The 24,033-nt window shown below is 70.2% G+C and carries 24 protein-coding genes; 16 read left to right on the top strand and 8 right to left on the bottom strand.

Features of this window, described 5'->3' with window-relative positions; all coding sequences use genetic code 11:
* Positions 1 to 106: 106 nt before the first annotated feature.
* The 3 genes from ACGF8B_RS02525 to ACGF8B_RS02515 all read left to right on the top strand — a co-directional run bounded on the left by ACGF8B_RS02525 (position 107) and on the right by ACGF8B_RS02515 (position 3,760).
* On the top strand, positions 107 to 940 hold the full coding sequence (locus ACGF8B_RS02525; protein WP_392734041.1) for a PIG-L family deacetylase: 834 nt from the start codon (positions 107 to 109) through the stop codon (positions 938 to 940).
* Between the two features lie 480 nt (positions 941 to 1,420).
* Positions 1,421 to 2,725, top strand: coding sequence for an LAETG motif-containing sortase-dependent surface protein (locus tag ACGF8B_RS02520; protein ID WP_392734039.1), 1,305 nt, complete (start codon positions 1,421 to 1,423; stop codon positions 2,723 to 2,725).
* A 258-nt stretch (positions 2,726 to 2,983) separates the two neighbouring features.
* Positions 2,984 to 3,760, top strand: a complete 777-nt coding sequence (locus ACGF8B_RS02515) for a DUF6193 family natural product biosynthesis protein (RefSeq protein WP_392734037.1) — start codon at positions 2,984 to 2,986, stop codon at positions 3,758 to 3,760.
* 198 nt (positions 3,761 to 3,958) lie between these two features.
* Here the strand turns inward: ACGF8B_RS02515 and ACGF8B_RS02510 are convergent, their stop codons facing one another.
* Entirely contained in the window at positions 3,959 to 5,443 is a 1,485-nt protein-coding gene (locus tag ACGF8B_RS02510) for an MFS transporter (RefSeq protein ID WP_392734036.1), read from the bottom strand.
* A 165-nt stretch (positions 5,444 to 5,608) separates the two neighbouring features.
* Between ACGF8B_RS02510 and ACGF8B_RS02505 the strand changes: the two genes are divergently transcribed.
* Positions 5,609 to 6,187, top strand: coding sequence for a TetR/AcrR family transcriptional regulator (locus ACGF8B_RS02505; protein ID WP_392734034.1), 579 nt, complete (start codon positions 5,609 to 5,611; stop codon positions 6,185 to 6,187).
* 343 nt (positions 6,188 to 6,530) lie between these two features.
* On the opposite strand, the gene ACGF8B_RS02500 is transcribed toward ACGF8B_RS02505, so the two are convergent.
* On the bottom strand, positions 6,531 to 7,130 hold the full coding sequence (locus tag ACGF8B_RS02500) for a hypothetical protein (protein ID WP_392734032.1): 600 nt from the start codon (positions 7,128 to 7,130) through the stop codon (positions 6,531 to 6,533).
* 635 nt (positions 7,131 to 7,765) lie between these two features.
* Here ACGF8B_RS02500 and ACGF8B_RS02495 point away from each other — a divergent pair.
* Positions 7,766 to 8,740 carry an alpha/beta fold hydrolase gene (locus ACGF8B_RS02495; protein WP_392734030.1) on the top strand — a complete coding sequence of 325 codons (975 nt, stop codon included), beginning with the start codon at positions 7,766 to 7,768 and terminating at the stop codon, positions 8,738 to 8,740.
* A 71-nt stretch (positions 8,741 to 8,811) separates the two neighbouring features.
* Here ACGF8B_RS02495 and ACGF8B_RS02490 read toward each other — a convergent pair whose 3' ends face one another.
* Complete coding sequence (locus tag ACGF8B_RS02490; RefSeq protein ID WP_392734029.1) at positions 8,812 to 9,303, bottom strand: hypothetical protein; 492 nt, start codon at positions 9,301 to 9,303, stop codon at positions 8,812 to 8,814.
* A gap of 77 nt (positions 9,304 to 9,380) precedes the next feature.
* On the opposite strand from ACGF8B_RS02490, the gene ACGF8B_RS02485 reads away from it, so the two are divergent.
* The gene (locus ACGF8B_RS02485) at positions 9,381 to 9,893 is read left to right on the top strand and encodes a hypothetical protein (protein ID WP_392734027.1); all 513 of its coding nucleotides are present in this window, start codon (positions 9,381 to 9,383) and stop codon (positions 9,891 to 9,893) included.
* A 69-nt stretch (positions 9,894 to 9,962) separates the two neighbouring features.
* Here ACGF8B_RS02485 and ACGF8B_RS02480 read toward each other — a convergent pair whose 3' ends face one another.
* From ACGF8B_RS02480 to ACGF8B_RS02470, 3 genes are all read right to left on the bottom strand, one after another.
* Positions 9,963 to 10,745, bottom strand: a complete 783-nt coding sequence (locus tag ACGF8B_RS02480) for a polysaccharide deacetylase family protein (RefSeq protein WP_392734025.1) — start codon at positions 10,743 to 10,745, stop codon at positions 9,963 to 9,965.
* A gap of 271 nt (positions 10,746 to 11,016) precedes the next feature.
* On the bottom strand, positions 11,017 to 12,393 hold the full coding sequence (locus tag ACGF8B_RS02475) for a phosphatase PAP2 family protein (protein WP_392734023.1): 1,377 nt from the start codon (positions 12,391 to 12,393) through the stop codon (positions 11,017 to 11,019).
* Between the two features lie 264 nt (positions 12,394 to 12,657).
* Positions 12,658 to 13,155, bottom strand: coding sequence for an IPT/TIG domain-containing protein (locus ACGF8B_RS02470; protein ID WP_392734022.1), 498 nt, complete (start codon positions 13,153 to 13,155; stop codon positions 12,658 to 12,660).
* A 418-nt stretch (positions 13,156 to 13,573) separates the two neighbouring features.
* On the opposite strand from ACGF8B_RS02470, the gene ACGF8B_RS02465 reads away from it, so the two are divergent.
* From ACGF8B_RS02465 to ACGF8B_RS02420, 10 genes are all read left to right on the top strand, one after another.
* The gene (locus ACGF8B_RS02465) at positions 13,574 to 14,320 is read left to right on the top strand and encodes a DUF1838 family protein (RefSeq protein WP_392734021.1); all 747 of its coding nucleotides are present in this window, start codon (positions 13,574 to 13,576) and stop codon (positions 14,318 to 14,320) included.
* A gap of 226 nt (positions 14,321 to 14,546) precedes the next feature.
* Positions 14,547 to 15,158: a TetR/AcrR family transcriptional regulator gene (locus ACGF8B_RS02460; RefSeq protein WP_392734019.1), complete on the top strand. Its 612-nt coding sequence runs from the start codon at positions 14,547 to 14,549 to the stop codon at positions 15,156 to 15,158.
* A gap of 119 nt (positions 15,159 to 15,277) precedes the next feature.
* On the top strand, positions 15,278 to 16,405 hold the full coding sequence (locus ACGF8B_RS02455; RefSeq protein ID WP_392734017.1) for a hypothetical protein: 1,128 nt from the start codon (positions 15,278 to 15,280) through the stop codon (positions 16,403 to 16,405).
* Positions 16,406 to 16,729: 324 nt separating this feature from the next.
* The gene (locus tag ACGF8B_RS02450) at positions 16,730 to 17,959 is read left to right on the top strand and encodes an ATP-binding protein (RefSeq protein WP_392734015.1); all 1,230 of its coding nucleotides are present in this window, start codon (positions 16,730 to 16,732) and stop codon (positions 17,957 to 17,959) included.
* Complete coding sequence (locus ACGF8B_RS02445) at positions 17,956 to 18,360, top strand: roadblock/LC7 domain-containing protein (RefSeq protein ID WP_124719686.1); 405 nt, start codon at positions 17,956 to 17,958, stop codon at positions 18,358 to 18,360. The genes ACGF8B_RS02450 and ACGF8B_RS02445 overlap by 4 nt, the downstream gene beginning before the upstream one ends.
* On the top strand, positions 18,357 to 18,731 hold the full coding sequence (locus ACGF8B_RS02440; RefSeq protein ID WP_392734013.1) for a DUF742 domain-containing protein: 375 nt from the start codon (positions 18,357 to 18,359) through the stop codon (positions 18,729 to 18,731). Before ACGF8B_RS02445 ends, ACGF8B_RS02440 begins: the two co-directional genes overlap by 4 nt.
* Positions 18,706 to 19,296 (top strand): ATP/GTP-binding protein, encoded by a 591-nt coding sequence (locus tag ACGF8B_RS02435; RefSeq protein WP_072487819.1) that lies wholly within the window; start codon positions 18,706 to 18,708, stop codon positions 19,294 to 19,296. The genes ACGF8B_RS02440 and ACGF8B_RS02435 overlap by 26 nt, the downstream gene beginning before the upstream one ends.
* A 97-nt stretch (positions 19,297 to 19,393) precedes the next feature.
* Complete coding sequence (locus ACGF8B_RS02430) at positions 19,394 to 20,788, top strand: cytochrome P450 (protein WP_392734011.1); 1,395 nt, start codon at positions 19,394 to 19,396, stop codon at positions 20,786 to 20,788.
* Positions 20,789 to 21,240: 452 nt separating this feature from the next.
* On the top strand, positions 21,241 to 22,371 hold the full coding sequence (locus tag ACGF8B_RS02425; RefSeq protein ID WP_392734008.1) for a cytochrome P450: 1,131 nt from the start codon (positions 21,241 to 21,243) through the stop codon (positions 22,369 to 22,371).
* Positions 22,368 to 23,147, top strand: coding sequence for an enoyl-CoA hydratase/isomerase family protein (locus ACGF8B_RS02420; protein WP_392734006.1), 780 nt, complete (start codon positions 22,368 to 22,370; stop codon positions 23,145 to 23,147). Before ACGF8B_RS02425 ends, ACGF8B_RS02420 begins: the two co-directional genes overlap by 4 nt.
* Positions 23,148 to 23,216: 69 nt before the next feature.
* On the opposite strand, the gene ACGF8B_RS02415 is transcribed toward ACGF8B_RS02420, so the two are convergent.
* Together ACGF8B_RS02415 and ACGF8B_RS02410 are read right to left on the bottom strand one after the other, a co-directional pair.
* Positions 23,217 to 23,573, bottom strand: coding sequence for a hypothetical protein (locus tag ACGF8B_RS02415; RefSeq protein WP_392734005.1), 357 nt, complete (start codon positions 23,571 to 23,573; stop codon positions 23,217 to 23,219).
* Positions 23,574 to 23,628: 55 nt separating this feature from the next.
* The gene (locus ACGF8B_RS02410) at positions 23,629 to 23,988 is read right to left on the bottom strand and encodes a hypothetical protein (protein WP_392734003.1); all 360 of its coding nucleotides are present in this window, start codon (positions 23,986 to 23,988) and stop codon (positions 23,629 to 23,631) included.
* Positions 23,989 to 24,033 lie beyond the last annotated feature (45 nt).

The following is a 24,033-nucleotide window of genomic DNA, read 5'->3' as shown; positions in this document are numbered from 1 at the left end:
GGGAGACCACGAGGTCGTCCGCCCAGCCCGGGCCCGGGCCCCGGTATCGCGGTGTGTTCGCCGCGTATTCGGATCAGGACGTAGCTCTGCAGGAGGACTGTTCTTCATGACTGACCGACCCTTGACGCTCATGGCAGTGCACGCCCACCCCGACGACGAGGCCACCAGTACCGGAGGGGTCCTCGCGCGGTACGCGGCGGAGGGCATCCGGACGGTTCTCGTGACGTGTACCGACGGCGGCTGCGGTGACGGACCCGGGGGTGTCAAGCCGGGCGAACCCGGCCACGATCCGGCGGCCGTCGCCAGGATGCGCCGTCAAGAACTCGTTGCGAGCTGCGACGTCCTGAAGATCAGTGATCTGGAGACGCTGGACTACGCCGACTCCGGGATGGTGGGCTGGCCCAGCAACGACGCCCCCGGATCCTTCTGGCAGACCCCCGTGGAGGAAGGCGCCGGCCGGCTGGCGGAACTCATGCGGCGCTACCGGCCCGATGTGGTCGTCACCTACGACGAGAACGGCTTCTACGGCCACCCCGACCACATTCAGGCCCACCGCATCACGATGGCCGCGCTGGAAATGACCGCCCTGACACCGAAGGTGTACTGGACGACAATGCCCCGCTCGATGATGCAGCGGTTCGCCGAGACCATGCTGGAGTTCCGGGAGGGCATGCCGGAGCCGGATCCTGCCGAGACCGCCGCGATAGCCGAGATCGGCCTCCCCGACGACGAGATCACCACGTGGGTGGACACCACCGCATTCAGCGGCCAGAAGTTCGATGCGCTGGCCGCGCACGCCAGCCAGGGCGAGAACATCTTCTTCCTCAAGATGGGCAAGGAGAGGTTCGGCAAGTTGATGGGCGTGGAGACTTTCGTACGTGTCAAGGACGCCACCGGAGCGGCCGTGCCGGAGAACGATCTCTTCGCCGGACTGCGCTGATCCGCCCAGGACTCATCACCGCGCGGCCGTGCCCCAACGTGCCCGTGGCCTCGGTGGACAGCGGTCGCCAGGGGCTTCGCCGCAGCCTTGAGAGGACGGCCGCAAACGGCGATCACTCCGGTTCGGAGGTCATCGTCCGGCCGAAGCCCGGGGTAATTCCCGCGCCCGGGTCGGGAAGGCGGCGTTCGCCGGTTTCTTCCCTACCGCCGCATGGCAGGTTTTGCCGTGCGGCGGTTGGGCGTCCGCGCGGAACACCGCACCCGAGGGCCTGTGGCATTGATCACAGCGAAAGTGTGGGCGGCGAACACAACTGCACCCTTTCGTCTTTTCTGTCGGTCGCGCTGTTGTGGTATGAGCCGGAACAGGTGAAGAACTCGTGGTGGTGGACGGTTGGTCCGGCCATACGATCCCCTCAAGTCGCATCTGCGTGCCCCCTCCCGCAGCGACCCCTTCTTCTTTTTCGGACACCGAAGGGCCCTTGTGAAGATTCGCCCGGTACTTGCCACAGCTGTTGCCGCCGCAGTGACCATGCCTGCTCTCCTGCTGTCGGTCACCCCCGCGTTCGCCGACGACAAGCCGGCAGCACAGACGCAGGACAAGTCGCACGACAAGACTCAGGACAAGCCGTCCATCGCGGAGTTGGAGAAGGCCGCCGCGGCCGCGAAGGTGGTGTACGACGACGCCGTAGAGGCCGAGAGTGCCGCCAAGGCGGCGCTGGAAGCCATCCTGTCCGACACTCATCCTCTGGCCGTGGCCGCGAAGGCCGCGCAGACCGCGGCGGCGGAGGCCGCTGCCGCGAAGGTGACCGCCGACCAGGCGGTCACTGACGCCCAGGCCGCGGTCGACGCACTGCCGGAGACGGCCACCGAGGAGGAGAAGGCCGCCGCCGCGACCAAGCTCACCGAGGCGAAGGCCGACGCCGAGACCGCCAAGGAGGCCAAGGACGCCGCCGATGCCGCGGCCGTGGAGGCCTTGGACGCGCGGGACGACGAGCAGGTCGCCGCGTTCCGGAAGCTGGGCCAGGCGCAGAAGGCCACCAAGGAGGCCCTCGCCGACAAGACCGCCGCCGACGAGGCGCTGGCCAAGGCGAAGGAGGAGGCGGAGGAGGGCGGCGAGGACGGTGAGGACTGTGTCCCCGAGGCCAGGCTCACCACGGTCGTCACGGGTCTGCCGTCCACCGTCGTCGCCGGTACGAAGGTCGACTTCAACCTTCGGGTGACCAACGGCACCGAGAAGACGATGGACGAGGTGCTTCCGTTCGCCTACGTCCACGCGACCGACCGGAGCGGGCTCAAGAGCACCGACGACCTGGTGCATCTGCAGTGGTCCTCCGCCTCGTCCTCGAAGTGGAAGACCGTCGACAACAAGCACTACATGGACGCCATCAGCCCGCTGAAGGCCGGTGCCCACGCCGACATCAAGATGCGCCTCAAGGTCGACGCATCGGCCCCCGCGGGCAACGGCATCACCTTCGTCGCCGGTGACTACTTCAACGACAACGGCACCTGCGGCGGGAACCCGGACCTCAAGGGCTACGAGTTCCTGATCGCCGCCGCGGGCAGCAAGCCCGGCAAGGTCGACGACGCCAAGCCCGGCACCACCAAGCCGAACACCTCGGACGTCAAGGCGCAGAGCAGCGCGTCCCGTCCGGTGAGCGGCAGCCTCGCCGCCACGGGCTCGTCCTCCGCGTTGCCGCAGCTTGCCCTCGCGAGCGGCGCGGCCGTGGCGATCGGCGGCGGCGCGGTGTTCCTCGTACGCCGTCGCAGGGCCGGCTCCCACGCCTGACGCACGGGGTGCGGTGCCGACCGGACGCCGCATGGGATGCGGTGCCGACCGGACGCCGCACGGGGTGGGGTGCCCGGTCGGCGCCCCGCCCCCGCGCCGCGTCCGGCGGCGACTCCCGTCTCCCGTCTCCCGTCTCCCGTCTCCCGTCTCCCGTCTCCCGTCTCCCGTCTCCCGTCTCCCGTTACATGAGAACGCGCCCGTTCACGGTTCGGCGCGATCGGCCCGCCCGGCCTCGTTGTCGCTGTCGGAGGTGTGAACATGCCCGAGCACTCAAGCGAAGTGCCGACCGCGCTCTATCCGGAGTCGGCGGTGCCGGGCGGCCTGGCAGAAGCGCTGGCTCGCGAGGCGGTCCGGCGTGGGCACTGTGCCGAACCGCTGGGTCCCGTCGACGGGTACGGGCCCGCGGTCGCCGCGCGCTGTGCACGTGGCGAGGCGCAGTTCACCGTGTACGCGACCAACACGGACGAACGCGAGTTCCGCATCGAGATCTCCACGGACTCCGGATGGCCCTGGGGCGCCTTCGGCAGTACCGATGACCTCGCGGTGGTCGGCGCCGTCCTGCACGCCTGGCGCGAGGGCGCGTCGCTCGGCCGACTGCGGCGCGAGTGGACGTTGCTGGCGGCGACCCCGCTGGAAGCGGCACCGCCGGGGAGGGTGGTCTCGACCGCATGGCGGCTGACCCTGGAACGCTCGCCGGTGATCAGGCTGGGCGACGCCGAGCTGGCCGAGGCCCTGTACGCGCAGCCGGCCCTGCGGGTGTTCTTCCCGTTCCCGTCGCACGGGGAATTCAGCCTCCTCAGCAGTACGGCTGATCCCTTCTACGAAGAGGTTCCACGTGCGGTGCCGAGCGGAGACGGGCTGTGGAACGTGGTTCTCCTCCGCTCGCTGTGGTCGCCGCACATTCCGTCGCGTGTGCTCGGATCCCGCCTCGGCGCCCACGAGGCCGCTGCGCTGATAGCCGCGAACATTCCTGCGGGCAGTGGCCCGGCCGTCGAAGGCGGCTGGCCGCAACAGCCGTCGGCAAGACCTCGGTGATCGGCGTCGTCGGCGGCCGACGCCCCTGCGTTCCTCGGTCGAGGTGGGTGGCCGAGCGGGTCCGTACGGTCAGGTCTGTCCGTTCCGGCCCGCCCTCTCGCCCGGGCATTGAACTGAAGGCGTCCCGCACTCCCGCACCTCTGTGGCCTTTCCCGTCAACCACGTTCGAGGCCCGGTACGGCGTGAGGCCCTGCGCTGTCACGGGGCGGTCCGGTGGGCGCGGCGGGCGCCGGCGACGACCAGGGCTCCGGCCAGGAGCACGACGAGGGCCGCGGCGCGCAGCGCGGTGTCGGCGCCGCGGATGAACGCTTCGGTGATGGCGGTGTGGTCGGCCGGGGACAGTGTGAGTGCCTCCTGCACCGTACGCGGGAGCGGCGTGTGCCGGCCCAGGTCGGCAGGCAGGTGGTGGGTGAACCCGGCTGTGAGGATGGTGCCGACCACAGCCACCCCGAGCGCGCTGCCCAGTTCGCGGGTCGCGGACTGCAGGCCTCCGGCGATGCCCGCCCGCTCCACGGGCAGGGCCGAAGCGATCTGAGCGGTCAGACAGGGCGCGGCCAGCATGATGCCGAGCCCGATGACGAACAGACCGGCCGCGTATACGGGGTAGGCCATGGTCGAGGCGTACGAGAGGCCGAGCAGGCCGGCGCCGGTGAGCGCGAAGGCCGCGGAGAGTGTGGCGGGGATGCCGATGCCGCGGATGAGCCCGGGAACGTAGCGGGTGCCCACCAGGAGCGGGACGGTCAGCGGGATGACCCCGAGCCCTGCTTCCAGGACGGAGAAACCACGCCCGTATTGCAGGAGTGAGGCGTTGACGTAGAAGAGTCCGAAGCTTCCGAAGAACGTGATGGTCATGCCGAGACCGGCGCTGCTGAGCACCGCGCTGCGGAACAGCCTCGGGTCGAGCATGGGATGGGGGACGCGCAGCTCGACACGTACCCAACACAGGCTCAGCAGAAGGCTGCAGGCGAAGGCGCCGAGCACGACCGTGCTGCCCCAGCCCTGTTCGGGCCCTTCGATGATTCCGATCAGCAGTGCCACGAAGGCCGCGACGAACAACAGTGTGCCGGGCAGGTCGAGGGTGCGGTCGAGCCGGGCACTGCGCGGAGCGGACCGTGCCACCCACACCGAGCAGCATGCCGCGATGAGGGCGACCGCCGCGAACAGCGCGCGCCAGGAGCCCGCGCCGAGCACGGCGCCGCCTCCGACGTTGCCGACGACGCCGCCGATGCCGGTGGCCGCCGCCCAGACGGCCAGTGCGTGCGAGCGCCGCCCGGGAGCAGTGGCGTGCAGCAGGATGCCGACGCAGTTGGGCAGGACGCACGCGGCGCCCAGGCCCGTGATGGCGCGCCCGATCAGCATGATCGCCACGTTCGGGGCGATGGCCGACACGACGGCGCCGAACGCGAATATGCCGAGCCCCGCCATGAGGACGCCCTTGCGGCCGAGCTTGTCGCCGACCGCGCCGGCGGGGATGACCAGGCAGGCGAAGATCACGACGTAGGCGTCGACGATCCACAGCAGGTTCGACGAGGTCGGTCGCAGTGAGCTCGCGGCCAGTTGGGGCACCGCCAGGTTGATCGACGCGACGAAGCCGACGACCAGGGCGGTGCACACACTCACGCAGGCGAGCACGGAGCCGGACCGCTGCACCGGGCGCGGGGCGCCCTCGGGTATGGGAGCCATCGCTCTCGATTCCTTCTGGGGGTCGAAGTACACGGAGCACGGCCGGACACCGTCCGACGGACCCTCCCGGAACCGGGTGGGGAAAGGCCGGACACCCACTTACGAGTCACCGTGCACCGTAAAGGTAGCACATACGAGACACAGTGCCTCGTATAGAGTGGCGGCATGGTGGATGGAAGTGGCCGCGGACGGCCCCGCAGCGAAAGCGCACGCTCCGCCGTGCTGCACGCCGTCGACGACCTCCTGGTGGAGGTCGGGTACGCGGCCCTGACCATGAAGGGCATCGCCGAGCGGGCGGGCGTGGGCCGTCAGACCGTGTACCGCTGGTGGTCGAACAAGGCGGAAGTCCTCTATGAGGCCAGCGCCCTCGACGCCCGGCACGAACTGTCCGTGTCCATCGGTGACGACCCCCGCGAGGACCTCAAGGCGTATCTCGACGCCCTCGTCACCTTCTTGTCGCGCTCCCACGCGGGCGCGGCCTACCGTGCCCTCATGGGGGAGGCGCAGCACGACGCGGACGTCGCCGCGCTGCTCACCTCCCGCGACATCCTCGGGGAGAGCGCCGCGGAGGTCGTGGAGGCGGCGCGGAGGTCGAGCGGCACCGGTCTCTCGCTCGAACAGGCGACCGCGCTCCTGATCGGCCCGCCCTTCTTCCACATCCTGTCCGGGCGCGGTGCGGACGGCATCGACACCGAACAGCTCGCCGAGCAGTTCATGCGCACCCTGAACCATCCGGGAGCATGAGGCGCCCCAGCGCCCGGCACACGACGCGTGCCCCGCACTCCTCGCCCGCCCGGCACACCCCGTACTCCCCGTACTCCCCGCACTCCTGACCCGCCCGGCGCTCCTGGCCTGCCCGGCACACCCCCGGCCCTCCCGGTGCACCCGCCACTCCCGTCACTCCCGGAGCAGAGGGGGCCGGTGCCGTGACATGAAGAAGCCCCGGGCCAGTGGCCCGGGGCTTCTTCGCCGCCCGGAACTCTGCGGTCAGCCGCGACCGCCCGGACGCCGTCGCCGCGGGCCACGACGCCCGCCCACGCACAACGCCCGGCCGGGAAGCCGACGCGGCTTCCCGGCTGCCGTCAGGTCAGATCGTCGGCGTGTCGTCGACGATCTCCTTGTGCGGCTCGACGATGAACTTCCAGCCCTCGCTGGGCTCCAGGAACCGCACTCGGGTCGGGTAGATGTCCAGTGCACGGCGGTCGCGGTTCTGGCTGTTCGCGTTCTTCCGCGCCCGGGCCGGCTCCTCGTACAGGTCGACCTTGACGTCCGGTACCTCGACGACTTCCTCGCTCCAGCGCTGCACGACTCCCGCACCGAACGCGTCCCGCGCGGCGGAGTAGAGCGACTCCAGGGACTCCATGTTCCCGCTGGGCACGAAGAGGGCGAGGTTCAGGAGGACGCCGGCGCTCCGGAGGACCTCGATCTCCTCCCCCGCCTTGTCGGCGACCCAGATCCCGCTCTCTTCGGAATTGTCCGGGAGAACGTGAACCTCCTCACCGAAAACCGTCCTCGCAGCGAAGGATCCCCCCTCGAAATTCTTGCCCGGCTCCGTGAGGAAAGCCGGGGCGTAGCAGTCGAGAGGAAGGTCGCCCGTCCCTGCCGAGACGAAGATGGCGTCCTGGGGTCCCAAGCCTGAAATCTCTTCGGCCGTAAGACGTCGAGCCGTAACCTTCTCGGTATTCACGCCATTCCCCTTTTAATCGCGGCGTCCTGTGAATTCATTAAGACTCTACCACGAAAATGATCAACCACTTCCCATTGCGCAGACCTTCGCATCAACGGTGCAACCGGCCGACCCTGTGGGAAATTCCCTACGGACGTGCGGCGATCAACTCCCTTGCATCGGCAAGGAATCGCGGCATCGATGGAGAAATGCGACGACCCCTGGGAGGCGTCACCCCATTTCTTGACCGCTTTCAGTAAAGGCATCCCGACCGCCGAGGTTCAGCCGGTCGAGTTTCCGACGCGAGCGCCGCGCGGGACGGGGACGAAACGAGCAGGCCGCACAGCCGGGGTGCTTTTTTGACGCGCATTCGGGATGCGCTTCCGAGGCACACATCCGCAGGGCGTATTCAAGGTTTCCTGTGTTCACGCAACGATAAAACCCGGGCCGCACACATGGAGTGACAACACGTGTCGGAGCCGGGTTCGGGCGGGCTTTCCGATTTCGGCGACACATCAGCACCCGCGAATCTCCTCACACCGTGCCGTGCGCCAGGTCTCGCCCGCAGCCGTGACCCCCCGCCCACCGGTGAGGGATCGGCGGACCCTTTCATGGTACCGCCGTACCAACATCATGGTACGGTCGTATTACGAAGAATGGATCTGCCAGGAGGTGCCACCGTGCCCGACAACCCGACCCGTGCACGCCGCGACGTCGGCCGCTACGTCAACGACACCTTGCGCGACCGGTACTTCGCCGCCTGCGACGCGCTCTACGCGATGGGCGCGCCCGCCCGCTCCGAGACGGACGTGGAGACGAGCTTCGGCACCACGCACGTGTACCGGTACGGCCCCACCGACCCGGCCGCCGAGTCCCGCACTCCGGTGGTCCTGATCCACGGCGCGGGCTACTGCTCGGCGATGTGGTACCCCAACACCCCCGCGCTCAGCGCCGAACGGCCCGTCTACGCGCTCGACACCCCCGGCGACGCCGGGCGCAGCGTCCACCGCGAGCCCATGTGGCAGCCCGAGCGCGCCGCGCAGTGGATGGACGAGGCCCTCGACGCGCTCGGCCTCGACCGGGTCCACCTCGTCGGCTCGTCCTACGGCGGCTGGCTGGTGCTCAACCAGGCGCACCGACGGCCCGGGCGGCTCGCCTCCGTCACCGCCCTCGACCCGGGCGGCCTGGAGAAGGTGGGCCTGCGCTTCTTCGCCTGGATCTTCGTGAGCCTCTTCGCCAGCTTCGCTCCCAAAGCGCTGCGTCCGCGCCTCGCATCCTGGCTGGAGCAACCGGTCCTCGCCGTTCCCGAGTTGCGGAAGTGGGTCCGGACAGGTGCCCGGGCCTTTCGGATTCGCCGTCCCGCGCCTCTGCCGCTGGCCGAGGACGCGCTGCGCTCCATCCGCACCCCGCTCTACCTCATCATGGGCAGGCACAGCCTCCTGGTGCACCCGCAGCGGCAGTTGGAGCGGGTGCCGCGCCTGATCCCCGGCGCCCGCGCCGAGATCATCGCCGCCACCGGCCACGGGCCGCAGATCGACCACCCCGACATCGTCAACGCCCGGATGCTGGGCTTCATGAAGGACGTCGACTCTGCCGAGCCGGCCACCGTCGACGACGCGGTCGACGCGTAGAGCCTGCGGCCGGAATCACCGGCGCCGGGGCGACGGCTGTGAACCACGGGCCCCGAAGGGCCCCACCCGCGTCAGCCGCCCGTCCCGGCATCGATGGAGGACAGGCCGGCGCGGGCCGCGGTCATGAAGGCGGTCTTGTGCTCCTCCAGGTGCTCGTTGACCTCGGTGTCGCCGATCTCGCGCCATACCGCCTGGTTGAGCGCGCGAGCATACGCGTGGACGGCGGAGTGCAGGGCCGGATCGCAGAGCAGCACGAGGTGTCGTTCGGCGACCCAGAGCGTGGTCATGGTGTTGCCGGCGGATTCACTCCAGCCGTCGTCTTCGTCGCCCCATGGATCAGGGCGTCTGTAGGCCGCTCGTTCGGCCTCCTGGGCGCATGCGATGAACTCCTTGATCGCTTGCAGCTGTTCGGCCCGGCGCGCCTCGCCGGTAGCCGCCCTCAGCCGCCGTTCCTCGACCCGCTCCGCGGAACGCTGGGTGACGCGCTGGGACAGGGCCGTCAGCCCGCCACCGAGCGCGACACCCGTGAGCGAAAGAACCGAACTCCACACGTCCAAGGCCACTCTGTCCCCCTGAGACAACTCCTTGCGCGGGCTGCTTTCCCGAGCTCGGAACGCCGGTTCGCCACTAGAATCCACGCGTGCCCGAGGAACCGTCCCCCGAGACAGTACGCCGCGCGGTCACTCGTGGCCGTGGAGCCGGATTCGAGGTGCCCGAGGGCGAGGCGTCCGCCACCGCGGAAAGGCTCAACCGGCAGCTCGCCGGGCAGAACATCCGGGTGTTCGTCTCCGGACCCACGACCTGCACGGCGCTGCGACTGGTCGATGCGCACGAGGCCCGACGCACCCGGCCCGAGCTGGAAACCCTCGTCGCCGACTTCCGCGGCCTGGCACAGACCCTCACCCGGAGTTCCGAGCTGGGCACGCTCGACGAGAACGTCTGGTGGGCTGCTCCGCACGGCGAGCACTGCCGCTTCGAGAACCTCGGGACCGGCGTGATCGTGGAGGCCCACACCCAGGCCCCCGACACGGTCGACCCGTACTTCCTCCTGCGCTTCGCCGAGACCACGGGACGCTATCCCGCCGTCCTCGACGCCTGCGTCCACGGCTTCCACGACATGAGCCGCCTGCTGGAGATGGCGGGCGTCCTATGAATGAACGCGGTGCGGTTCGGTGACGGGCGGTTCCGCCGGTGCTGCTGATCCGTTGCCGTGGCGGGGCTTCTACCGTACGGGCAGGCCGAAGGAGTAGCCCTGCTGCCTCAGCCAGGGAAGGATCTCGCGCAGAGCGGCCAGGGTCTGGGAGCGGTCTCCGCCCGCGTCGTGGAAGAGGACGGTCGGGCCGTCGGAGATCTCGCGCTTGACGGTGGCGACCATGACGTCCGCGCCGGGGCGCTCGAAGTCCTTGGTGTCGACGTTCCAGCCCAGCGGCCGCATCCCCCGGGACGCGGCGAGGTGCCGGCTGTACGGGGTGAAGGCGCCGCCCGGGGCCCGGTAGTACTGCGGGCGGACGCCGCCGGAGGCCTTGGTGATCATGCGTTCGGCGTCCAGGATCTGCTGGGACTGGTAGGCCTCGGACTTCTTGTCCATGGAGGTGTCGTGCGAGACCGTGTGGTTGCACAGCCGGTGCCCGCCCGCCACGACCGCCTTGACCAGGTCCGGGTACGCCTGGGCCTGCGTGCCCACCATGCAGAACGTGGCCTTTACGCCGTTGTCCTTCAGCAGTTGCAGTACCTGGGGCGTCCAGGTCGGGTCCGGTCCGTCGTCGATGGTGATGTTGACGCCCCGGGGGCCGCGGTCCGAGGCGTGGGCGATCTCCTCCGCCACCTTGGACACGTTCTGGTCCTGGTGCCGGGCGTCCGGCGTCGAGACAGATGCTTCCGGCTGCCGCCCTCCGGCGGTGTCGGCCTGCGCGGTCCAGACCGAGGTGGCCGCGGCCATCGCCGTCACACCGAGCGCCGCCGCGAGAAGCCGGCTGTGCCATCCCCGTCCCCTGTGCTTCGCCATGTCCGCCCGCCCCTTTGTCGTCTCCGCCGTTGCCCTGCGCCCATCTAGACATACGAACGGCCCGGTGGGATGCCTCGGTTACCGTTCGCGGACAAATCTGCAGGGGGCCGGCGACAAACGCAGGAGTTCCGCGACAGGTTCTGCCCGGTCGGTACGGCCATGGCCGACCGAGCAGAGCCATCCGCCCGTCCCCCGTCCGTCCGCCCGCCTGGACGTCCGTTCGTGCTGACGGCGCCGCCCCCGCCCGGACCGCCGTCGGGGGCGGGCCGGTTCAGACCGCCTCGGGTTGTGCTTCCGGCTGCCGCGCCGATGAAGTGGCCGGCTCCCATCGGGAGGTGGTCCGCACATAGCCGTAGATCACCGAGGCCATCGCCAGTACGAGCAGTGGTCCGGCCACCCACGGGAGCCTGGCCATCTCCAACGGCAGGTAGCGGTAGGACAACAGGAGCGCCGCGAAGACGGCTGTGCCGTAGGCGACCAGCCGGAGCCCCGATCGGTCCCAGCCGCGGTCGAACGAGCGCAGGGCCGCCTCGATCGTGAGGGTGAACACCACGCCGGCGATGAGATCCGCGCCGTAGTGATAGCCGAATCCCAGCGTTGCGGTGAGTGTGGCGATCAGCCAGAACGTGCCCGCGTACCGCAGGAACCGCGGGCCCCTGCGGGAATGGATGAAGATCGCGGTGGCCCATGCCGTGTGCAGGCTGGGCATGCAGTTCCGCGGGGTGATCCCGTCGAACGGCATGGAGTGCGGCGCCTCGACCGGCGCCGGCGTCACCGGCCACAGGTCGCCCAGCGACCACGGCGCGCTGGACGACGTGTCCGACCACCACAGGCTGACGGACGCCCAGTGCTCGGTGCCGGTGCCATAGGCGTAGAGCGGCCCGACCACCGGGAAGATCATGTAGATGGCCGGCCCGAGGAGGCCGATCACCAGGAAGGTGCGCACCAGGTGGTGGACCGGGAAGCGGCGTTCGACGGCCACATTGCGCAGTTGGTACAGGGCGACGAGGACCGCGGCCACCGCGAGCTGGCCGTAGACGATGTCGAGGAAGTTGAAGCCGATCGGGCCGGTGGCCGTGACGAGCCGGCCCACCAGCCACGACGGGTTGCCCAGCGCGTGATCGGCGACCGCCACGTACTGGTCGAGCACCATCGGGCGGGACTTGGAGGTGATGAGCAGCCAGGTGTCACCGGTCTTGCGGCCCGCCACCAGCAGCAGGCCGAGCCCGACGCCCTTCAGTAGCAGGGCGCGTTCCGGGCCGGTGCGGCGGGTGACGGCGATGACCGCGACGCCCAGGATCACCCACAGCGCGCCGTTGCCGAAGGGATGCCCCTCGGTCACCTCGATGCCGGCCGCCCACCGGACCACCAGGAAGACGACGTCGATACCGATCGCGGCGGCAACCGCGATGAACCGCTGCCGCCAGGTGAGCACCAGCATCATCAGCGCCATGCCGGAGTACAGCAGGAAGCCCGACTTGGGGGCGACCACCACCTCTTTCGCCTGGCTGACCATCGGCCCCGGCAGGCCGTAGTGGTGCGCGGCGATCTCCAGCGCGACGAGGAAGCCGAGGGTCACGACACCCGCCAGGGCCCAGAGCCTCGCCCGTGGCCGGCGCCACAAGGGGAGCGGGGGTCCGGAATCCATTCGCGAAAGGTCCTGCGATATTCGATTTCTCAATTTTCGGCCGATTTTCTAGATTTTGGTCAGATGTAAAGGCGGGTTCCGCTCGCCACCTTCCGATCGGACCGCTTTCTCCCTCACGAAGAACAGTCCGCCCGACAAGGGAAGACGAAAAGATTACAGTCCGGGTTCAGCCGCGTTCCCGGCCGCCCATTCACCTGCCATTGGGCGACCGCCGGCCGGCCGCCGACGGCCGGAGTCACCCGGTGACGGTGAAGGCGGCCGGAGTCACTCGGTGACGGTGAACGGGGTGTCGGCGCGCTTGTCGCTGTCCAGCCCTCTGACCTCGACCGACTTCTGCTGGTCGTCCGCATAGGTCGCGGGGACCTTGATCTCCGCGACGAAACCTCCGTCGGACGAGGCCGTGACGTCCCGGAGGTCCCAATCCGCGCTGTAGCTGCCGTGGAAGGTGATGCGTACGCGCTCGCCCGACGCGAAGCCCGAGCCGGTGAGGGTGACCACCGAGCCGACGGCCCCGCTGTCCGGGTTCGCCTCGATCCGGGGATTCGCCGACACCTCGGGGGCCGGGTCCTGGGCGGGGAGGGACTGGACCGGCTGCGCGGCGGGCGGGGACCCGGGCCTGGACGGGGACGGCGCGGTGGCGGACGGCCGGGTGGAGGCGGCCGGTCCCGGCTGTGCCGCGGGCTTGCCGTTGTCACCCACGGCCACGGCGGTGATGACGGCTGCCACGATGGTGGCCGCCGCGGTGACCAACGCCCCGATCACCGCACCCTTGTTCATCCCGCCGCTCGGGGCGGGGGACGGCGGGCCCGGCGGAATCGTGGGGGCGGGCGGGGGCGTCGGGAGCGTCGGCCCCGGCGGCGTCGCGGGGCCGGGCGGAGTCGCGGGGCCGGGCGGGGGTGGCATCGAGGGACGGGGCGCGTGGGCCTGGGGCGGGGGAACAGCGCCGGGCAAGGGGCCCGCACCGCCGGGTTCGGACACCGTGCAACCTCCAGAGGCAGTGGCCTGATCAAGAATGACCAGACTATCGGAGGTGACTATTCGTCATTTGCCTTTTGTTCGGCGCTTCTTGTCAATTACCGATCGCGACAGTTTTCGGTGGGGCGGCTTCTTCCAGCCGCTTCCGCTCCGGCTCAGGGCGTTTCCCGTCCGGCCGGGGCTGGGGTCGCGCAGAGTGGTCCGTATGACGACACCCGCAGAGCTGCTCCGCTCCTTCGCCCGCACCCGCGCATCGCTCGACGGCGAGGAGGTCACGTACTGGTGGTCCGGGGACGTGTATTCCTGGGCGCCCGACGAGCCCTACCAGCGCGTCTTCGGCTTCGAAGGGCTCAACGTCGCCCGCCTGGTCCAGGACGCGGAAGACGGGCCCGACGCCTACCGGTTGCTCACCCGCGAGGCCGCCTTCTACCTGGACCCGGCCACCCGCGAGATCCTGGAGACCTGGCAGGACCTGCCGGTGGTGCATGTCTGGAACGACCCGGCGAACCAGAAGTGGCGCCCCTTCCCGATCCCGACGACCGAGCTCGGCGGACAGCTCTGCTTCAGCCTGGAGATCCCGCTCGCCTACCCCTCGCCGCTGCCGGTGGCGCAGTACCCGGTCCACTCGGCGGGTGACACGTACAAGGCCCTGGAGCTCTTCCAGTTCTTCGCCGACCGGGTCGACCTGGCCGGTCCGGCCCCCAGTGTCCCGGCGACCATGTCGTGGTCCCGGATGTCGCCGTGGCTCCCGTGGATGGCCCGCGGGCAGCGGCCCGGCGGCCTCACCTTCCACTGCCGGGGCCGCAAGCTCGGCTCGTACGCCGAGGTCCCCGAGCGGACCCGCGCCTACATCGCCGGCCGCCACCCGGAGTTCGCCCGGGCCCCGGAGAAGTGGAGCGAGCCGAACGAGACCAGCTGGACGTACTTCCGCAAGCTCAATCCGCCGGAGTAGGGGGCGGCGCCGCAGTCGACGCCGGTGGCGGTAGCGGCGACGGCGGCGGTGGCCGCGGCGACGTTCACGGCGTTCATGAAGCCCGGCGTCCGGGCGTCGGCCGGCTCCGGGCAGTCGGCCCCCGAGATAATACGGCGGTACCATGAAGGCGTCCGGTCAGGCGAGCAGGCGAGCAGCCGAGCAGCCGGACGGTGCGGGCACGACCGACGGGTGGAGACACGAGAGCATGCCGAAGCGCGTGGACCACGAGGAACGCCGGGGGCAGATCGCCGAGGCGCTCGTCCGGGTCGCCGGGCGGCGCGGGCTGCACGCGGTCGGCATGCGGGACGTGGCGGCCGAGGCCGGCGTATCGCTGCGGCTCGTGCAGTACTACTTCGGGACCAAGGAGAAACTGCTGCTCTACGGGCTCCGCCACCTGACCGACCGGTTCACCGCACGCGTGGGCGACCGGCTGCGGGCCACCGGCGAGAACCCGGGGCCGCGCGCGACCGCCGAGGCACTGCTCCTGACCTCCCTCCCGACCGACGAGGAGAGCCGGACCTTTCACCTCCTCTACAGCTCGTACGCGATCCTCTCCGTGACCGACGAGGTGTTGGCGGCACAGCCGTTCGTCGACAGCCCGGACGCCGCGGAGGACGCCCTGGCCGGACTGTTGCGACAGGCACAGGAGGACGGTCTCGCCGATCCCGGCGTGGACGCGCGCACCGAGGCCATCAGCCTGCTCGCCATGGCGGCCGGCATGGGCACCAGCGTTCTGGTGGGTCAGCGGCCGGCCGAATCGGCCGCTGAGGTGCTGCGCCACCATCTGGACCGCATCTTCACCCCGCCCAGGGCCTAACCCGCCCACCCGCACCCGCCTGCCGGCACCCGCCCACCGACACCCGCCTGCCGGGCGGTCCGGCGGGCTGTTCACACTGGTGGGGTCGCAGTGGCGTACGAGTGGACCGGGGGGAACGGGTGGACCTGGGAGAACGGGTGGAGGACTGGGCGCGGCGGCACCGCGGGTTGTTGTGGGGGGTGATCTGCACGCTGGCCGTGCTGGTCGCCGTCGGGGCCTCGGTCCGGGCGCCGCTCAAGGACTGGTGGCTGGCGCGTGAGGCGTGCGGCGGCAAGCTGCCGGGCGGTGACCTGAAGGCCGTGCGGCCGGACACCCGGCTCGGGAAGCAGGAGGAGTCCTTCGACGAGGAACTCGGCGAGTACCACTGCGTACTGACGACCGATCTGGACAAGGTCGTGGTCGCCGTGGACACCTATCCGGACGGGCCCGACCGGAACGACGAGTTGTCGCTCATCGGCAGCGCCCGGCCGCCGTACGCCGTGCTGCCCGGTGGGCTGCCCGGCTTCGAGACCGACAACAGCGTCGTCTACCTGATGCCCGAGTGCCCGCGCGGCGGCAAGGGGTCCGCCGCGGAACACCGCAGGCTGCTGGTGGGTACCTGGGCCTTCTTCGCCGAGAGCCGCGAGGAGAAGGCGGCCATGCTGCGGCTCGCGGTGCGGATGACGAACGAGGTGACCGGGAAGCTCGGTTGCGGGGGCGCGCCGCTGCCCGCGCCCGAGGACGGGGCGGTGCCGGACACGGGTGCGTACGTGCCCCGCGCGGAGGCGAAGGGCACCGCCTGCGGCGCTCTGGCCACCACCCGCGTACCGGCGGAGGGGCGCGACGGGCGGGTGCGCGTCGCCGTCGCGGACGGCGGGGTCGTCGGACGGTGCACCCTGTACGCACCGCAGGAGGGCGGCGGCACGCGGCCGGGCGAACCGCTGGTGGAACTCACCAGTTGGCTCGGGGACTGGGGTTCCGACCTGCGCGTAGTGGGCTCGGTGCGGGGCGAGGGCGCCTTCCGGGAGCCCTCGTCGACCCATTCCCGGGCGTGGGCCGTCGCCGAATGCGACGGCGAGAACGTCGGCTTCGGCGCGCAGTGGGGGGAGGACTACTCCTACCGGAAGGCGGACGGGCAGTCCGGCCCTCCCACGGCGAAGCAGCGCGGCGAGCGGAGCGCGCTGTTGCGCGAGTACGTGGCCGCGTTCGCGAAGGACCAGGTGCGGCGCGGAAAGTGCACGGGGCTGCGGCTGCCGGCGTCTCCGTGACCCCTTCCGGGCGTCCGGTCCCGTCGTGCGCACCCGGCCGGGGTGATGCGGCCGTCCTCCGGCCCGCATGTGAACATTCGGCGCCAAGAGTGCAACTGGCGTGTCGGTCTTGACATTTGCCGGCCTGACCGATGTTAAGATCATCTTACTTCCAGTGGGCTGATGGCGTATGGGGGCATTCCGGGAGGAATGGACTCCTCGGCCCCACATTCGGAGGGGCCTTCCCTGGGGTGGCGCAAGCCCGTGGCTCGACCGGCCCGGCAACTGCGGCACATGAGGGAGCGTCAAGCCGCATCCATAGCCATGGCACTTGAAGTGAGTCTCATGACATTTGCACAGGGCCCTCTTCTGTGGGCACTGGTTGTCGTCGCGCTGATCGCCGTAGGTGCCGTTCTGCGGGCTCGAAAGACCAATATCGGGCTCCGCAGACAGAACGCCGAACTACACCAGCAACGCGACATGTTGCAACGCCAGCGTGACGAACTCCATGTCGCTCACACCGGTCTGACGCATCAGCACTCCGCCGAGCTGGCCGAGGTCCGCAGGGACGCCGAGGAGGAGACCAAGGCGGTCCTCAAGGCCGCCGTGCGTACCCTCCAGGGGCTCGCGGACGAGCAGCAGGTCGTCATCGAGAACGCCCAGAAGAAGTACGGCGACGACCCCGGCATGCTCGCCGACCTGATGGCCATCGACCACGCCAACAGCCAGTTCGGCCGCCGGGCGCAGGGCATCGCGGTGCTGTGCGGCGGCTGGCTCGGGCGCCGGGAGACCGTCGCCTCCGTCTTCGACGTGGCCCGCAGCGCCCAGGGGCGCATCCGGCAGTTCGACCGGGTGCGGGTCAACGGGCAGGTGAACTTCTCGGTCGTCAGCAAGGCAGTGGAGCCCGTCGCGGTCGTCCTGGCCGAGCTGCTGGCCAACGCCACCAACTACTCCGCCCCCGGTGCCCCGGTCGAGATCAACATCCAGGCCGTGCCGACGGGCGTCTGCCTCATCGTCGACGACGCCGGTCTCGGCATGGGCCAGGAGGAGAAGGACCGCGCGGCGGCCCTCCTCGCGCCGCAGGCCGCGATCAGCGTCTCCAGTCTGGGTATCCCCCCGCAGTTCGGTTTCGCGGTCTCCGGCGTGCTGGCCGCCCGCTACGGGTTCAAGGTCTCGGTGGACTCCGTATCCCCCTATGGAGGCGTACGCGCGGTGGTTCTCCTGCCCGACGAGCTGCTCACCGCCGACGTGCCCTCGCCGCCCCCGGTCGCCGCCGGCCACTACGACGCGGAAGTGGCGGCGCTCCCCCGGCGCCAGGCACCCGCGCCGTCCCCGACCCCGCTGTTCCCCCCGGTCGGACAGCCGGCCGTCGCTCCGCAGCCCACCGGGCCCACCGCCACCACCGCCGGTGGCCTGCCCAAGCGTCGTCGCAAGAGCCCGGTGTCTGTGGTGCCGTCGGCCGAGCCCGCGCCGGTGCGCAGCAACGAGGAGACCGCTTCGCGTCTGGGCGCGTTCCAGCGCGGAACGCGGTACGGGCGTGACATGACGACGACGGAAGGACCCGAGTTCCAGTGAACCCCGACCTGTCCTGGGTACTCAACGATGTGCTTCAGGTACCCGGCGCACGGCACGCGATCCTCGTCTCCGCCGACGGTCTGCTGCTGGCCAGCTCCAGTCAGATCGGCCGGGACGACGCGGAGACCGTGGCGGCCGCGATGAGTTCCATGCAGTCGCTGAGCCGGGCCGTCGCGCCCTTCATCGGTGCCCAGGCCCCGGGCCGCTGGCGTCAGACGCTGCTGGAGTACGACCACGGCTGGATCTTCCTGATCGCGGCGGGCACCGGCGCCTACCTGGCGGCGGCCGCCGCGGCCGATGTGGACATGGAGGCCATGTCCTTCCGCATGCAGCAGCAGGTCGCCGCGCTGGGGAAGGCGATGACCACACCTCCCCGCCAGGACGCGGGAATCGACGTATGACGGCGCCGGGCGAGGAGCAGGCGGTCAGCAGCGGGTTCGTCCGGTCCTACGTCATCACCGGCGGGCGCGGCCTGCCGGATGCGGAGGACCTCTCCCTCGTCACCCTGGTCACCATCGCGCCCGACCGGCAGCCGCCGCCGAGCCCGAGCCCGGAGGTCCGGGCCATCTGGGAGCTGTGTTCCGGCGGCTATCTGTCGGTGGCCGAGGTGGCCGGCCATCTCGGCCAGCCGGTCGGGGTGGCCCGGCTGCTGCTGAACGACTTAGCGGAACAAGGTCATCTGATGCGCCGCAAGGCGCCACCGGCGGCTCAGCTCGTTGACAGGAAGATCCTCGAAGAGGTGTTGCATGGACTCCACGTCCGGTTCGGCTGACAGCATCTATGTCCCGGACGCGGTGCGGCGCGCGGCGAAGATCCTCGTCGTCGGGCACTTCGCCGTGGGCAAGACGACGCTGATCGGCACCCTCTCCGAGATCACCCCGCTGCGCACCGAGGAGCGGATGACGCAGGCCGGCGCGCACATCGACGACCTGCGGGGCGCGCCCGACAAGGTGACCACGACGGTCGCGCTGGACTTCGGCCGTCTGACGCTCAGCGACGAACTGGTGCTGTACCTGTTCGGTACGCCCGGCCAGCAGCGCTTCGTCGAGCTGTGGGAGGACATGGCGCGCGGTTCGCTCGGCGCGCTGCTCCTGGTCGACCCGGCCCGTCTCGCCGACACCTTCCCGGTGATCGACCTGGTCGAGACGTACGGGCTGGAGTACGCGGTCGCGGTCAACAGCTTCGATCCGTACTCCCGGCATGCCGAGGAGGAGTTGCGCGAGGCGCTCGACCTGCTGCCGGACACCCCTGTCGTGTACTGCGACGCCCGGGACGAGAAGTCGTCCGCGCAGGCCCTGATCACCCTGGTCCAGCACCTTCTGGCACACGTGGCCTGAGAGCCGGCACACGCGGCCTGAGAAGCTGCCACCCGACTGCCGTACTCCGTCCGCCGTCCGGGCCCTCAGGGTCCGCGATCACATCGAGGAATCACACATGGACTCGTCACCGGGATCCACCCCGTACAGCGCCCCCACCGGGTGTCCGATGCGCGGTGAGCGGCAGACGTCGCTCTACGGGCCTGAGTTCGCGTCCGATCCGCAGCGCGTGTACGACGAATTCCGGGCGCACGGACTCGCCGCCCCGATCGAGCTGGCCCCCGGTGTGGAGGCCACCCTGATCGTGCAGCACGAGGCCGCGCTCCGGGTGCTGCAGAATCCGTCCTTCTTCGCCCGGGACGCGAGGCGCTGGGGCGCGCTGCGGGAGGGCCGGGTGCCGCTGGACAGCCCGGTGCTGCCGATGATGGCGTACCGGCCCAACTGCCTGTTCACGGACGGCACCGAGCATCTGCGGCTGCGCAAGGCGGTCACCGAGAGCCTCGGCCGGCTCAACACCACCCGGCTCAGCCGGGACGTGGAGCGGATCGCCGACTACCTCATCGACCAGTTCATCGAGCGCGGCAGCGCGGACCTGCTCGGCGACTACGCCAAGCTGCTGCCGCTGCTGCTGTTCAACCAGCTCTTCGGCTGCCCCGGAGACATCGGCGACCGGCTGACCCGCAGCATGTCCGCGATCTTCGACGGCGAGGACGTGCTCCGGGCCAACGCCGAGCTGACCGAGTGCCTGATGGAGCTCGTCGCGCTCAAGCGGCGGCAGCCCGGCGAGGACATCACCTCCTGGCTCATCCAGCACCCGGCGGGCCTGCGGGACGAGGAGCTCAAGGACCAGCTCGTCATGCTGATGGGTGCGGGCGTCGAGCCGGAGCGCAACCTGATCGCCAACGCGCTGCTCCTCATGCTGTCCAGCGACACCGGGGTCGCGCAGCGGCGGGGCACCGGGATGCTGGTCGAGGACGCCCTCGACGACGTGCTGTGGAACAACCCGCCGATAGCCAACTACGCGACGCACTACCCGGTCCAGGACATCGACCTGGGCGGGGTGACGCTGAAGGCGGACACCCCGGTACTGATCAGTTTCGCCGCCGCGAACAGCGACCCCGCGCTCACCGACGCCCGCCAGACCCTGAGCAAGGGCGCCCATCTCGCCTGGGGCGCGGGCCCGCACGTCTGCCCGGCGAAGTCTCCCGCGCAGCTGATCGCCCTCACCGCGATCGAGAAGATCCTCAACACCGTGCCCGACCTCACCCTCGCGGTGCACCCCTCCACGGTCGAATGGCGGCCGGGCCCCTTCCACCGGGCCCTGGTGTCGCTGCCCGTCCTCTTCAGCGCCGCCCCGGCACGCCGTACCTCGGCACCGCCGGCGGCGCAGTCGGCCGCACCCTCCCGGAACACCGCCCCGGACCAGATGCCCGCCGCGCACCACGACCACGCCGAGCCGCAGAAGAAGACCAAGGGCTGGTGGAGTTCCTTCCTGGACGTGTTCCGGGTGTGACGCACCCGGACGGGGTCGGGGTGTGACGCACCCGGACGGGTTCGGGGTGTGACGCACGGTCGTGATCACCACGCAACGCACCAGACGTGATCATGATGTGACGCACCGGACATGATCATGGTGGGCCGGGCGACTTGTACGCATATCCCGGCCCATCACCCACGTAACTGGAGTGACGCAGGAGGAAGTTGAGACCTGAGGGGCGACTGACAAGGGGCTGGATCAGGGTTTCTCTGTGATACGGGCAACAAAGATCCACGCTTGGGCGGCATATGCGGAGGGGTAGGTTCTGCCGGTAACCATGAGCCCAGGTCAAGGAACTCTGCGTGAGCGCTATATGTGGCACAGACAGGCCCCCCGTAGACCGCCGTGCCCTCATCTCTCTCCTGAGACGTCTCAAATCGCCCGAAGGGCAGGCTGATCCCTACCCTTTGCTGGCCGATCTGAGAGACATGGGCGATGTCGTACGCGCTCCCTGGGACGCGTACTTCGTCACGGGTTACGACACGTGCAGTGAGGTGCTGCGCGGGCGCAACTGGCTGGCGCCCGACTTCGCCTGGCAGGAACGCCAGGCGGACACCGAGCGCTGGGAAGCCGTCGCCACGCAGGAAATGACCAAGACCCTCTCCCGGCTCAACGCCCCCGAGCACACCTGCCAGCGCCGCAGCCTCGGCAACCTCTTCGACCGGTCGACCATCGCGCGGCTGACCCCGCAGGTCGAGGAGCACGTCACCCGGCTCCTCGACGAGCTGGCCGACAAGATGCGCTGGGGGGAGGCCGACTTCGTCAGCACGGTCAGCGAGCAGCTCCCGATCAGCACCATCGGCTCCTGGCTGGGGATTCCGCCCGGGGACCACGCGCACATCCTGGAGATCACCCACAACCAGGTGCACGCCCAGGAGCTGCTGCCCACCAAGAGCCAGCTCGCCGTCTCCGCCGAGGCGACCGAGCAGCTGCGGAGCTACTTCACCGAGCTGGTGAAACAGCGCCGGGCCGGCCCCGGCAACGACGTGCTGACCGGCTGGATCCACACCTGGGACGCGCGGGAACCCGACCGGGACACGGCGGACGAGATCCTCTACCGGCTCACCATGTTCGTCACCATCGCCTCGCTGGAGACCACCGCCACCCTGCTGTCGGCCATGGTGGACCTGCTCCTGAAGGAGCCCGGCCGGTGGGACTGGCTCCGGGAGAACCCCGGGTACATCGACGCCGCTGTCGACGAGGTCCTGCGGTACGACCCGCCGATCCACATCAATACCCGGATCGCGGCCGACGACACCGTGCTGGCGGGCGTTCCGATCGCCAAGGACAGCATGGTCCACGTCATGTACGGCGCCGCCAACCACGACCCCCGGCGCAACGCCGACCCGGACACCTTCGACGTCGGGCGCGGCGGAACGCACCTGACCTTCGGTGGCGGCGTGCACTACTGCCTCGGCGCGGCCCTCGCCCGCCTGGAGGCGCGCACCCTCCTGACACAGCTGCTGAAACGCTTCCCCACCCTGCGCGCCGTCACTCCGGCCGGTTACGCGTCCCGGCTGGTCTTCCGGCGGATCACCTCGCTGGGTGTGACGGCATGAAGCTCTCGCTCCCGCAGTACCTGACCCCGTTCCGGCGGCCGAGCACGCTGCGCGCCGAGCGCGAGGGCGCCGTCCTCCGCGTGGAGCTGGACACCCCCGCCACCGGCAACACGGTCACCGAGGCGATGCTGGACGACCTGCTGGCGGTCCTGGCGGTGCCGGACCCCGATGTCCGGGTGCTGGTGCTCAGCGGGGCCGGCGACGACTTCTGCCTGGGCGGCGACCGCAACGAGTTCGCCGACTGGCTCGACGACGACCCCACCGGGCGCGGCATCCGGATCGCCGGCGACAAGGCCCGCCGGGTCTGCGAGGCGATCTCCACCAACCCGGCCGTCACCATCGCCCGGATCCAGGGCAAGGCCATCGGCGCGGGCCTCGCGCTGGCCCTCGCCTGCGATCTGCGCGTGGGCACCGACACCGCCTCGTTCCGGCTGCCGGAACTGGCGCTCGGTCTCCCCACCGCCTGGGGCGGCGTACTGCCCCGGCTCATCCATGAGGTCGGCGCCGCCCGCGCCCGCGAACTCATCCTCACCGGACGCGCCTTCGACTCCATCGAGGCGCTTGAGCTGTCGGTCCTGCAACGCGTCGTGCCCGAGGTCGAACTCGACTCGGCGGTCACCGCGTGGACCAAGCCGATCGTGCGCCGCCCCGAGGCCGCCCTGCGCGTCACCAAGGCGCTCCTCAACTCCTACGCGGCCCCGACCCGGCTGGCCGACCCGTCCGTACTGGACGCGGAACTCATGGCGACCGTCGCGGCGGCCACCCGGCGGCGGTAGGGATCGGATCACCGGACAGGAGCATTCCCGCGCCCCGGCCGCGGGAGTGCTCACACTGCGTGCTGCGGCTCAGCAGAGCACGGTGACGCCGGTGACGCGGTTGCCGGAATCCAGTCCGCGGTTGGACCAGGACTGCACCCGGTCCGAGGACCGGTCCGCGTAGTGGACGTCGAAGGGATTGCCGTGGGCGTAGCCGTAGTCGTAGAAGTCGTTGATCGTGTGGTACCCGCACCCGTCGAAGTTCCAGATCTTTCCGCCCGGGCCCGAGCGTCCGTCCGAGAGCTTGATGCACGCCCGTCCGGAATCACATGAGTTGGACCAGTACCCCCCACCGGCGGCGGCCGGGCTTCCCGCGAGTATCACCGTGGCCCCCACGGCGGTGGCCAGGGTCGTGGCCCAGGCGGCGAATCGGCTGATCGGACGCATCTCGGATCCCCCTTCTCGAAGTGGCGGTCTTGTCAGGACGGCAGTCGGGCCCGGGTCAGCAGAGCACGTCGACACTGGTGACGCGGTTGTTGGGGTCCAGCGGGCGGTTGGTCCCGAACTCGACGCGGTCCCACCTTCGGTCCGCGTAGTGGACGTCGAAGGCCCAGCCATGGGCGTAGCCGCGGTCGTAGTAGTCGCTGATGCCGTGGACGCCGCAGCCGATCATGTTCCAGTACGGCCCGCCCGGGCCCTGGCGTCCACCCGAAAGCCTGATGCACGCGTTCGGGGAATCGCACGAGATCGACCAGTACCCTCCGCCGGCGGCGGCGGCCGGGCTTCCCGCGATCACCACCGTGGCTCCCACGGCGGTGGCCAGGGTCGTGGCCCAGGCGGTGAATCGGCTGATCGGTCGCATGTCGGATCCCCCTTCTCTCCGAGGCCGGGTGTCTCCGCCTCGGTC

The organism is Streptomyces sp. NPDC047917, assembly GCF_043204345.1.
In the GTDB taxonomy this organism is placed as follows: domain Bacteria; phylum Actinomycetota; class Actinomycetes; order Streptomycetales; family Streptomycetaceae; genus Streptomyces; species Streptomyces sanglieri.
The sequence above is the reverse complement of the archived record's forward strand: the minus strand, read 5'-3'. Positions and strand labels throughout refer to the sequence as shown.